We start from the raw sequence: 11,357 nt of genomic DNA, 5'->3' as shown, positions 1-11,357 counted from the left end.
GGGGCGCAGGGCGGGATGCGATGCAAGGCGCTCCGAGCGCCGTGTGGCGAGCCACACAAGTGAGGAGCAACGCCGCAGCGCGCCCGCCCAGCACCCCCAAAGCGGTATGTTGTTTCGGGCCATGTCCTTACAGCAGCTTCGCGAAGGCAAAATCGTAGTGCTGCAGCGAATTGTTCAGCGTCTTGCTGTGCAGGCGGAAATCGAAGGGCGCCGTGCCATTTGCAAGCCGATTCATATAACGTGCGGCCAGGGTGGCATCGAAGGTGGAAAACATCGGCATGTCGAGTTCAAGCCCTTCGGACGCGAAGTCGTGGCCGTGCGCATAGTCGTAGATCATCACTATTGCCCAGGCTCCCGCCATGAAATGGCCACCGACCAAAGCCTCCATTCTCCCGTCGATGACCGCACGCATCGCCTCCTGCGATGTGTTGATTCCGCTGAACCAGCGGTCCTTGCCGGGTTGTTTGCCCAGTGCTACCAAGGCATCCATCGCGCCCAACGCCATGACGTCATTGCCGGCCCACACCAGCGCCGCATCGGGATAGCGTCCATACAGCTCCGAGGCCATCTGCCGCGCGGACTCGCGCTGCCAGTCGGCATAGACGATCTGATCCAGGACAACGCGAGGATTCTCCCTGACGGCCCTTTCCATTCCCTTATTGCGCAGCACTGACGACTCCGTCGAGCGGTCGCCGGCGATGGCGATCATGTGCAATTTGCCGTCGGCGCTGAAGCGTTTCTCGCGCATTCCTCGATCGATGAGCGCTCGTGCGCTGAGATAGCCGCCATCTTCGGCGTGGGGCACCATGGAGCCGATCCACTGCGGATACATCTGTCTCGGGGAACCGAAGTACGCACGGTCCTCGGGCAGCAGGGTGTTATAGGCGAACAAGCACTTGATATTCGCCGCCGCCGCGATCTTCAGCATCTCGCCGCCCATGCGTCGCTCGTTCACCAGAATGAGATAGTCTGGCCTCAAAAGTCGCGGGCGGGCAGCGAAATCGCGAACGATGTCGATCTGGCGGAGATGGTCGCGCTCGGCATAGCGAACCTCTAATTTCAAGTCGAGGCTTTTCGCCGCTGCTTGCATCGCCTCGGTCGCAGTCACCCAATACGTTTCGTCGTGACGTCCAGGGTTGACGAAACCGACGGTCAGCGCTGACGCCGAATCGATACAGCACCAAAGAAGCGCGAAAAGGCGCCAAGTGGACGCTGAGAAGCGCAAAAAGCGAAGTGCTTCATTCATGGCCACAGGATTAGTTGAAAAGATGGTATGGCTTTTCCGCCGGCACGAAGCAGGCCTGCGAATAGGCTAACGAGAGACCCTCCGCGGGTCTTGACCGAGTTCTGACGGGACTGCTACCAGTTGCCCGTTGGGCGAAGCGGCAATGAATTGCGCCAATAAGTCACAAGCACTTGATGTGTGTGTCGCGTTGACGCGCTCGTGCAATTGGCGCAGGAGTCGATGCAATCTGATCGCGTCAAACAACGATCGAGTCCTGTTCGCTGCATACGAATGTGCCCGGAATCGACGCGTCGCATGCCAACGTTTCACTAGCGAATCAAGCCAGCCTTAATGGAGGGGCTACTCATCGTCACATGAGCAGGGCCTTTCTGCCAACCCATTTCAAGGTCTTGTATTGGCTCCTCTCCCCCTCTGGGGGAGAGGTTGGGTGAGGGGCTGCGGTGATGGCAACCCATGGCTTAGTTCACCGCCCACGGCCCTCACCCCAGCCCTCTCCCAGAGGGAGAGGGAGTGAAGACCTTGAAATGGGTGGGCCTTTCTGCCCAATCTTGCATGTACGGTGAGGTGCTGGAGAAAGCTTGCGATGTTGTCGTCTGATGTCCACTTGTAGGTGAAGGGTCGGTCCAGCATTGGTCAAAGCTACGTCATGCATTGGCTTTTCACACCGTTCAACATGCGCCTTAGGAAATGACTGACCCGTGGCAGTGACGCCGGGGTCATGAAGAAGTGCGAACCATGACTGACACAGTGATCTGCTTCCAACAATGCGAACTCGACATCGCGGCCCGCGAGGTGCGGCTCAATGGCCGTCCGAGCTGGATCGAACCGAGGCCTTTCGACCTTTTGGTGCATCTGATTCGCCATCGCGAACGAGTTGTGGCAAAGAAGGAGCTTCTCGCCAGCGTGTGGCCGCACGAATTCGTTTCATCCGGTGCACTCGCTCGGGCAGTGATGAAGGCGCGCCGGGCCATCGGTGATATCGGTGAACCTGCCTTGATCAAGACGGTATCGCGCGTGGGATACCGCTTCGTCGCGCCTGTGTTGTCTGCCGCTGCTGACCTTGCGCCAACGGTCCCCGCCGCGTCTTCTGTTATCGCGGATCAGGCCGCGATGGTTGAGGCAAAGAAGCTTACGTTCGCTGTCCTGCCTTTCGAAGATTCGACGGACGATTCAAGATTCGATTGGATTCGACTCGGGTTGATGTCGCTTGTGAGCGAGATGCTTTCGCAAGACACGCGACTGTCGGCGATCTCAACGCAGTCGGTGATGGCAGTCGCAACAAAGGAGTGCGGCGCCGATGCTCAAAGCCTTGCTTCGATGGTGCAACGATTGACGAACGTGCAACTCGTGGTGGGCGGCAAGGTCTCCGTCGACAAGGCTGGATACCGTCTCGAATATCGAGTCTTCGGCCGCTCTCATGAATTCCACGGGGCGGTGATCGGGGAGCATCCCGCGGAGCTCGCCGAACCAATGGTTGGCGCACTGGTCCACAGTCTCTTCGGAGATTCGCAGCACGATGCCGCGCCCTTGACGACCCCTGTCTGCCTCCCGGCCATCGAGGCATTCGCGCGTGGCTTGCAAGCTTGCGGCGAACAAAAGTGGTCGGAAGCCGCGAATCGGTTCAAGAGGGTTCTCGGCCTGGCGCCAGCGAACGCAGCCGCGGAGTTCGAGCTTCTGCGATCCCTGGCGAACAAGGGTGACCAGGAAGGCAAGCGCTTCGCGCGGCGCCTGCTGGTGCGTGCGGAGATCGAGTGCGATTTGTCGCTTGCAGCACGCGTCCATCAGGCCATGGGGCACTTGCACCTGCACCGCGGGGAACTTGCGGCTGCAGCCTTTCGCGCGGAAAAGGCACTTCGTCTTGCGGCGGGGCAAGAGTCCTTGGACTGGACCGCGCAGACTCTCTTGCTCCAGGCGTCGATTTCCGTCCGCCAGCGCGAGTTCGATGCGGCAAGCCGCAGTATCGAGCGCGTCCACGAGCTTTGCGAGCGAGGCGGGAACCGCTTCTTTCCTCTCTGTGCGCTCAACATGCAAGCCGTCATCGCGGGATTGGGAGGGGATCTGACGCAGGCTGTCCAACTACTCACCGAGGTCGTCAGCCGATCGCGCGAATTGCAGGCGCAGCACTATCTGGCCGATGCTTGCGCCAACGCTGCGAAGGGATTTGCATTGCTCGGTCAGCTCGGCAGGGCAACCGATCATGGAGAGGAGTCCTTGGCGTTGGCGATGGCTGACGGCGATGAAGCCACCGCGGCGCGGGCCGCATCGATTCTTTGTCTGATCTATCGTCTGGCGCGGGCCCCGCAGGATTGCAGGCGAACGGTAACCGCGCTCGAAGGGCTGAACATGCCGGAATCGAGCAAAGACGCTGTGTGGCAGGCGCGCGGGCACGATGCTGCTTGCGCAGGTGACCACGTCAGGGCGGCGGAATGCTTCAGCAATGCCATCGCGCTGCAACGCGTGTCGAATGACCGCATGCGTGAGCACGATACGTGGCCGTGGCTCATTACGGCACTTGTTCAATGCGGGCGCATTGGTGAGGCCGATACGGAACTCCGTCTGGCGTCGGGCGACGATCATGCGGACCATCCTGAGCTCAGCGTTCATCTCCGTCACTGCCACGCGCTGATTGCGCATGCCACTGGCGACGCGGAGCAGGCCTTGCAGATCCTGGAGCAGATTGTCGATATGGAGGCTGCGCCGATGTGGCGCGCATTCGCCTGCATCGATGTGACATGGCTTCTGGCCGAAGCGGGCCGCGGCGATGAAGCGGCAGCTCTTCTGATCAGCTCGGAGGTCACGTCGAATCCCCATCCGCTGACGCTGGCCGCGACCGCGCGTGCTCTCCATGCCGGAGGCAACTTTGCGGATGCAAATCGCGCCCATGCGGAGCACATGAGCATGATGCCGGCGTCGATGGGGAGCGGTGGCTACTTTGCGAGCCTTGGCCCTATCTATGCGGGACAGCGGGCCGGCATGGCATTGCCTCCCATTCCATTTTTGCCGAGCCGGATTTGATGCAAGTCTTGATGTCGCCAAATGAAACACAGGACTTCACCTTCTTCGACAACGAAGTCCCACGGCGACTTGCGGAACGTGACCACTCGAGAGAGACGGCCACACATGATGAGCTCGGGTGCGGCGAGCCGGTAAAGCCGGGTTGGAATTTCTTGCGCAGCGCTTTCGTGTATTAGTGCTTGGATTCGCAACGCCACACCAGCGTCCTGCTTTGGCGCTGCAGACTACGTGAATCCAAAATGGCCTTCAAACGAAGGGGTGAGCTAGTCATGAAGTCCCTATTCCCAAACCTATTTCGCAGAACGACGCCCGATGTGTCCGGGGCCGCCGAGCAGTCCACCCCGCCGGTGCGTGCCTCCAGCGCATCGCGCATCGGTTCCACGCTGTCGGGGCTCATGTGCCTGGGACGCAAGCCGCCCCAGTCGGCGTCTCCTGATAGGTTGGCGGAGTCCAGTCCTCCGCGCCGTTCGCTTTCCGAGTTGCGGCATGAGGACGGAGCGCCATCCGCTCTTAGGAAACCTAGGCTTATCGACTTTATAGAGATCGAAGGCAAAACGGACTTCACCCGGGAATTTGCGTCGGTGCGTTACAGGCCTGCGAAAGTGTTGACGCCGGGCCAGTTTTCACAGGGAATGGGCAACTCGGCTGATGAAACACAGCAGGCTGGCGGCTTGAGCACGCACGAGATCATGCCCGTCCCGCAGCCTTCGTCACCGGCCGCCGGCAGAGCGCGGCGCAAGAAGGTCAGGTTTGACGAGGATGGAATCACTGAGCAAGAAAATTCAAAGCGATCTCTGATCGAGGCTGGGGCTCGGAAGTTTTATGAACTGAGCAAGACCCTTCCAGAGAAAACATTCGGCGAAATCATTAGTGCGGGAAAGCTGCCGGACCATTTTCATGCTGAATTTGATGACGAACTCCGGGGTAAGGATAAGCACATATTACGTAAATGCAATGAATTTGAAAAGGAAAAGAGTACCGCAGCCTCGTTGCAGCACACCTCTGTAGGCCATGGCGTCCGCCAGTCGGACCCGCAATCGAGTCGCGCCACCGAAATTGAGATCGTCGAGGTCAGCGTCATGAGCACGAACGAGATCATGCCCGTCTCGCAGCCTTCGTCGTCGGCCGCCGGCACAGCGCCATTAAGGGAAAAGACTACCGCAGCCTCGTTGCAGCACACCTCTGTATGGCCTAAATGGATCCTGAAGAAAAAGCCCAAAAAGACTGAAACAGGGCCTAAATCGATTCTGAAGAAAAAGGAGCCCAAAGACAACGTAGGACAGAGCGAGATTGTCGAGGTTAGCGCCCCGCAAGAGAGCACGCCTCGGCCTTTGCCATCGGCCGCCGATACGGCGTCATCCGAGCGCAAGAAAACCAAGTTTCACAAGGATGTAACCGCTCAAGTTGAAATCACGCCTAAATTCCTCAATCAGCGGTTGAAAATGACGGCGTTCCATGACCTCAATGATGTCCTCACTGAAAAAAACTCAGCGGCTTACCGCGACGAAGCCGATATACGTATCCCGCAGATAAGAGAAAATTTCGATACTCAAGTCGAGCGCGCTGTTAAACAGCTCGAGGCGCTTGTACAGCAAAATCCAGGTGTTTTCGATGACCAAATCGCCAATTGGCGTGTGCCTAAAGAGGCGCTCGTGGGTACGAAAGGCCTGGAAAACTTCCATCTCGACGTCATCGCCAAGTTCCAGGATGAGCGGGTAAAGCGACGCGAATCGGAATGGATGCCGGGACTGATCCAGGACGCGGTTCGCAGGCTTACTGAACTGAGCGCGACTCTTCCACAGGAAACCTTTGAAGAAATCATTGGTGAGGAAATGCTGCCGGACGATTTTCATGCTGAATTTGAGGACGAACTCCTGGGTATGGATGGAGACATTCTCGGTAAATACAAGCAGATTGCAGCCGAAAAGGCTTTGGCCCTGCATATGGCAGCTCTGGCACCCTCCGATGACGATTGACAAGATTCACCCGCCGAATGAAATTCATAGGTCGAATGCGGAACGATCTCACGAGCGAACCGCCAAAAAGTGACCCGTGAGATCAGAAATGATTGACAATTTCCGGTCAACTCGACGCACAACTCTTCCCCTGTGAACGAAGTTTTCCTCATGCAACCGACAAGCACCGTCGCATTGGCCGCGTTCGCTTTCGCGGCACTCGTGCTCGGCGCGCTCGCAATCTGGAGGGTGCGCCGCCGACGTCGTGTGGCAGGCGGGGGGAAGCTCAGCGAGCAACGCTTCGACCGTTTGACAGGATTGCTGACACGGACGGCCTTTGAGAATCTTCTTTCGGGAGCACTCGCAAAGGCGGAAAAGACAAAACGCGAAGTGTGCGTCGTCTACGTGGGCCTGGATGGTTTCAAGGCCGTGAACGACGCACACGGCCACTAATTCGGCGACAAGGTCCTCGTGGCCTCGGTAGAACGACTCAGTTCGGTGTGCGCCGAAGGCACATTGCTATGCAGGGTAGCCGGCGACGAGTTCGCGATCCTTTTCAACGCGCCGCTAGAGACATCCAAGAAATTCGCTGGCCGGCTGGTGGACCTCTTCGGGAACGGAATGCAGGTTGACGATCAGCACATCTCCGTGACCCTGTCGGCCGGGCTCGCAGAGTGCCCGCAGCACGGCAGTAGCGTGCGCGTTCTTGGCCGTGCCGCCTCGGCGATGACATCCGTCAAGATCAGTGGCGGAGGCGCCTATGCGGTCTTCGATCCCGGAGTTGAACTGAAACAGAGGGAAGAACTCGCGATCGCTCGTGAACTGCGCCAGGCTTTGTCGAGGAATCAGTTCGAGCTGATGTTTCAGCCGAAGATCGACGCATCGAGCCTTCAGGTGACGGCCGTGGAGGCGCTGCTCCGCTGGAAGCATCCGAAACTGGGCGCGGTGAGTCCCGAAAAGTTCATTCCCATCGCCGAGCGGCACGGTCTGATCGAAGGCATCGGCAATTGGGTGCTGGAGGCGGCTCTCAAGCATGCGGCCGAATGGCGGCGCACCGGCCTTCGCATGCGAGTGGCGATCAACGTGTCGCGTTTTCAGATGCGCCAGGACGACTTCGCTGCGCGAGTCGAGGATGGCTTGAAGCTGCATAAGCTCCAAGCGAACCGATTCACCTGCGAGATCACAGAGTCGGTGGCAATGGAAAACACAGCCGTCACGCGCCGGGCGTTCACGCGCCTTGAAAAGGTCGGGGTGCATATTTCGATCGACGACTTCGGCACGGGCTACTCGAGCCTGTCAGCACTACACAAGATGCCGGCCAACGAGTTGAAGATCGACCGGGCCTTCGTGACAGACATGCCGCACAGCGCCGAGGCCCGCGCCATCGTCAAAGCCGTGGTGCAGATGGCCCAGGCCCTCAATCTTCGCGTGGTGGCCGAGGGTGTCGAGACGGAGCTTCAGCGCGACATGCTCGTGCACGCTGGTTGCAACGAATTGCAGGGATATCTCTTTGCCAAGCCCATGACCGCTCAAGCGATCACTCTGTGGGCCCAAGAGGCCCCCAAGTCGCTTCTTCAGGCGTTCCGGCCGTCGTTGTTCAAAGAGACGAACGGTCCACAACTTCACTGAAGAGGCGTAACAGCGACCGGGTTTTGGGCACTCAGCGCCCTGCGACAGTGGCCTGTATTTCGTATGGACGTACTCGACTACGCATCCCAATACAACAACTTGACGCGCGGTATCAAAGTCAAGTGTGGCAATGCACTGAGCAACCAGTTCAATGGCATGACTGCTCGAATACAAGGACCATGACTCGATGGCTGATTTACGTACCGCGCTCATCGCACACTTGGGCATCGTGTCCTCGGCTGGCCCGTGCCATGAAGAACAGACAACCTTGCCGCGGAGTCCGCGTGCATTGCTGCAGCCCGAGGGACTGAGCCAGCTCCGCGGCGCGAGCACGTCGGAAGCTCAGGAAGCTCATGTTCCGGAACGGCCGCGCGCGCGCATGACTCCGCCATCTCAGCGGCAGGAGCTTGGGGAAGATGGTCTGCCGGAGATGATGAGTCTCCAGGACTTGGAGGACAGCCGCCACCTCAGCCGCGAATTCCAGCGTCTGGAACTCAAAATGGCCAAGAAGGCAGCGCGGCAGCACGCCAGAGATCGCTCGGAGCCTTATGGCACCAAGCACAAGCGGTTCGGGAAGGACAAGTACGGGTTGAATCAAAGCTTCTCGCGACGTGCCGTATCGCACTTGGACGAGGAGATTTCGCCGACGCAAGCGTATGCCAAGGGCGGGCCAAAGAGTGATCCCAGGATCGAGCGGTCGTTGTCTCCAAAGGCTGACAAGAAGCACACAAACGCCACCGAGACCCTGGGCGGTCGTTCATCTCGCGACGCTGCCGATGTGTGCGTGAGCCGAGCCGCCGAGCCGGCCCCTGAACGCCCGCACATGAAGCCCGAAGCCCCGCGCCGTGGCGGCACGCCGGTCGGTCCCGACGTCGGCATGCATGACTTCGCGCAGGCCGGTGCTCGTTCACCAAGGAGACGGTGACATGCGCCAGATATCCGATGCGCATTCCCATGGCAAGGCAGTGAGTTCGAAGTTGTCGCGTACTGCGCAACTTGTACAGCGGATGCGAAAGCTGCTGGGCCGCGAGATTCGCCTGGTCCGAAAGGGCATCGACTTTCACGTGGTGCTTCAGGCATCGCCAGAAGACATGGGCTCGCGCAAGCGCCGGCATCGTTTCGCCCATCACCGGCATGGAACGCTGCCGCCACTGATGAATGCGGCCACGCTATCCGCGGTGCAGGGTGCATTGACCGCGATCCTCGATCGGCATGCCAAGGCGAGATCGGTTTTGCCTTCACTTGCGCTTTTGGAGCGTGCCCTTCGCAAGCCCGATGGCCGCGGATTGGAGTGTCTTCCGTTCGACGCGTTGAACGATGCGCACACTCAGCTTCGGCGGCTGATGGGCGAGTCGCCGTCTCAGCCGATGCTGGATCTGCTTGGCAGCATCGATGACGTGATTCGACGCGTGTACCCGGGTTGCCGTGCGGACGTGCGTGCGAAGTCGAGCCTGGCGCAAATCCAGATCGAAGAGGCCAGTTTGTCGGCATTCGTCGAATTGGAGCGGCAGTGGGAGCACGCACTCGAGAATGCACGCAAGGCTGCGCCATCTTCAGATCTGGCGCCGGCTCAAGGGAGCGTGTGATCAAACAACGCGGGAATGGCAGACCTGTCGGTCCATGCAGCGAATCATGCAACGTGCTGCATGTCATGACTGCGCGAATACAAGGAGGGTGATGAAATGCGCGATATACGTGCCGGCCACTTTTTCCATGTGGACGCGTCCACGGATGGGCCACGCCATGAGGAACAGATAGCCTCGCCCCCGAGTCCGCGTGCAATGGCACAAGGGCCAGCGGCACTGAGTCCGCGCCGCGGTGCGAGCACGTCGGGATCTCAGGAAGTTCCCACGCCGGAACAGCCTCGCATGCGCATGCAGGCGCCGTCGCACCGGCAGGAGATTGCGGAAGCTAGTCCACCCGAGACACGTCGCACGCCGCCCGATTGGATGCATTCGATGCCAGAGAGCCGGAGGTTTGACATTCAGCCTTCCCGTTTGCGGCCCATCCGTCAGCAGCACGAGGTCGACTCTGACTCCTACTCCGACTCGGATACATCCTCTGTCTTCAATCTCCCGATCCACGATTCATCGGTGCCAGTTCGGGTTCCGGCCGATCCGCGCCTCACTGACGAGGCCTTGGAAAAGACAGTTCCAGTGAGAAGCACAACGCAGATTCATGACGATGACATTCCTCTGGCTGGCTATCTCCTCGCACGATGCGCCGAGCAGCGTCCCATAGAAGATGATGGCCTCGAACTCCTGAGGGACGCCCATGACTCGATGCGAGAAGCGCGCAATCTCATGCCGCATGGCCGAGGCAATGTGAAGGAGGACGTTGCGGCGACCAAGGGCCTTTCCTATCGAGCGGTCCTTCACAAACAGCGAAAAATCAAAGGTGAAGACCTCCCGCGCAATGCAGTTGCTGTGTTTGGCGGCTCGGGGAACTGCGGGGAATTTGCCGTTACGACGGCTATCGCGATGGCGGGGCGGATGAAGCCGCAAATCAAGGCGCGGATGACCAAGCGCCTATTCGTCGATCACGTTTGGACGGAAGCGGCGCCTCAAGGCCAATATGGCAACCGCGAGCACACCGTCATCCTGGACGGCTGGCGGTCCGGGCCTGCTGTTTGTGCGCCGGACGGCGCACACTCATCGGTCTCCCTGGGTCTGAGGACGAAGAGATTCCCAGACTTGGAAGATCGCCGCCATTTCACCCGCGAATTGCACCGTCATGAGCTTAGACGAGCCAAGATAGCCGCGCAGCAGTACAGCGCAGACGGTCACAGCTTGGATCACCCGGAGTCATATGACACCAGGTACAAGGGGCTTTGGAAGGACAAGTCAGGCGTGAATCAAGAATTCGCCCGTCGAGCCGCATCGCGCTTGGACCAGGAGATTTCACCGGCGCAAGCTTATGTCAAGGGTGAGCCCAAGCATGAACGGACGGGCGAGCCATCACTCGTTCGCAAAGCTGGCAAGAAGCTCTCCAAAGTCGCGATGGCACTGACCATTCGTTCATCCCGTGAAGGCTCTGCGTCGAAGACCCTGGCTCAGCTGTTTGCAGAAGAAGATGCCGCCATAGAGGCCGCAAAGGCGAAGAGGCTTCGTGAGGCGAAGGAAGCTCAAAGGCCCATTCCTGCAGCCCTTCGCAGCGAGATTCAGGCTGTGCGCGTGGCGCGCGACTTGGCTCCAGAAATGAAGACCGCGGACGTGGTCCGGGTCGTTCCGAAGATTGCCGAGGCAGCTCGCACGCTTGGACTCCCCAGTCCCACGAAGGCGGTCTACCCCTATGTTCAACGGGTGCCGGAAACGAATGATGCGCCGGTATCTGCGTTGGTCCGCTCATCTCTCGGATCGCGGCGTGAAGCAGTGGTCGAACCGCCGTTGCCTACGCTCAAAAGTCGCCGGACCTAGCCCAAGTTTGTCAACTTTTGGCCCATTTCCCGATCTCGTCGGCCGCTAACCCGCATGGATGCTGGGGGTTGCTTGAGAAGTGAAATGTAGTGCCAT

The 11,357-nt window shown here is 59.4% G+C and carries 8 protein-coding genes and 1 pseudogene; 7 read left to right on the top strand and 2 right to left on the bottom strand.

Features of this window, described 5'->3' with window-relative positions; all coding sequences use genetic code 11:
- Positions 1–127 precede the first annotated feature (127 nt).
- Complete coding sequence (locus AC30NL_RS12740; RefSeq protein WP_489464370.1) at positions 128–1,246, bottom strand: ABC transporter substrate-binding protein; 1,119 nt, start codon at positions 1,244–1,246, stop codon at positions 128–130.
- A 735-nt stretch (positions 1,247–1,981) separates the two neighbouring features.
- Here AC30NL_RS12740 and AC30NL_RS12735 point away from each other — a divergent pair.
- From AC30NL_RS12735 to AC30NL_RS12710, 6 genes and pseudogenes are all read left to right on the top strand, one after another.
- A complete protein-coding gene (locus AC30NL_RS12735) occupies positions 1,982–4,261 on the top strand; it encodes a winged helix-turn-helix domain-containing protein (RefSeq protein WP_489464369.1) in 2,280 nt (759 codons plus the stop codon).
- Positions 4,262–4,530: 269 nt separating this feature from the next.
- The gene (locus AC30NL_RS12730) at positions 4,531–6,237 is read left to right on the top strand and encodes a hypothetical protein (protein ID WP_489464368.1); all 1,707 of its coding nucleotides are present in this window, start codon (positions 4,531–4,533) and stop codon (positions 6,235–6,237) included.
- A 150-nt stretch (positions 6,238–6,387) separates the two neighbouring features.
- A pseudogene (locus AC30NL_RS12725) lies at positions 6,388–6,954 on the top strand (GGDEF domain-containing protein); the annotation flags it as partial.
- On the top strand, positions 6,943–7,845 hold the full coding sequence (locus tag AC30NL_RS12720; protein ID WP_489464371.1) for a putative bifunctional diguanylate cyclase/phosphodiesterase: 903 nt from the start codon (positions 6,943–6,945) through the stop codon (positions 7,843–7,845). The pseudogene AC30NL_RS12725 and the gene AC30NL_RS12720, both read left to right, overlap by 12 nt.
- 187 nt (positions 7,846–8,032) lie before the next feature.
- Entirely contained in the window at positions 8,033–8,770 is a 738-nt protein-coding gene (locus tag AC30NL_RS12715) for a hypothetical protein (RefSeq protein ID WP_489464367.1), read from the top strand.
- A 1-nt stretch (position 8,771) separates the two neighbouring features.
- Positions 8,772–9,431: a hypothetical protein gene (locus tag AC30NL_RS12710; protein WP_489464366.1), complete on the top strand. Its 660-nt coding sequence runs from the start codon at positions 8,772–8,774 to the stop codon at positions 9,429–9,431.
- Positions 9,432–9,932: 501 nt separating this feature from the next.
- Here AC30NL_RS12710 and AC30NL_RS12705 read toward each other — a convergent pair.
- Entirely contained in the window at positions 9,933–10,349 is a 417-nt protein-coding gene (locus AC30NL_RS12705; protein WP_489464365.1) for a hypothetical protein, read from the bottom strand.
- Between AC30NL_RS12705 and AC30NL_RS12700 the strand changes: the two genes are divergently transcribed.
- Positions 10,338–11,261: a hypothetical protein gene (locus tag AC30NL_RS12700; protein WP_489464364.1), complete on the top strand. Its 924-nt coding sequence runs from the start codon at positions 10,338–10,340 to the stop codon at positions 11,259–11,261. The genes AC30NL_RS12705 and AC30NL_RS12700 overlap by 12 nt on opposite strands.
- Positions 11,262–11,357 lie beyond the last annotated feature (96 nt).

Origin of the sequence: Rhizobacter sp. (genome assembly GCA_021153565.1) — a bacterium.
Classification (GTDB): Bacteria; Pseudomonadota; Gammaproteobacteria; order Burkholderiales; family Burkholderiaceae_C; genus Albitalea.
This window is presented reverse-complemented; position numbering and strand designations above follow the sequence as displayed.

Bases quoted from the DNA above. Each gene is read 5' to 3' on its own strand.
- AC30NL_RS12740 (WP_489464370.1), bottom strand. From the start codon at position 1,246: ATGAATGAAGCACTTCGCTTTTTGCGCTTCTCAGCGTCCACTTGGCGC.
- AC30NL_RS12720 (WP_489464371.1), top strand. From the start codon at position 6,943: ATGACATCCGTCAAGATCAGTGGCGGAGGCGCCTATGCGGTCTTCGAT.
- AC30NL_RS12730 (WP_489464368.1), top strand. From the start codon at position 4,531: ATGAAGTCCCTATTCCCAAACCTATTTCGCAGAACGACGCCCGATGTG.
- AC30NL_RS12715 (WP_489464367.1), top strand. From the start codon at position 8,033: ATGGCTGATTTACGTACCGCGCTCATCGCACACTTGGGCATCGTGTCC.
- AC30NL_RS12735 (WP_489464369.1), top strand. From the start codon at position 1,982: ATGACTGACACAGTGATCTGCTTCCAACAATGCGAACTCGACATCGCG.
- AC30NL_RS12700 (WP_489464364.1), top strand. From the start codon at position 10,338: ATGAAGCCGCAAATCAAGGCGCGGATGACCAAGCGCCTATTCGTCGAT.
- AC30NL_RS12710 (WP_489464366.1), top strand. From the start codon at position 8,772: ATGCGCCAGATATCCGATGCGCATTCCCATGGCAAGGCAGTGAGTTCG.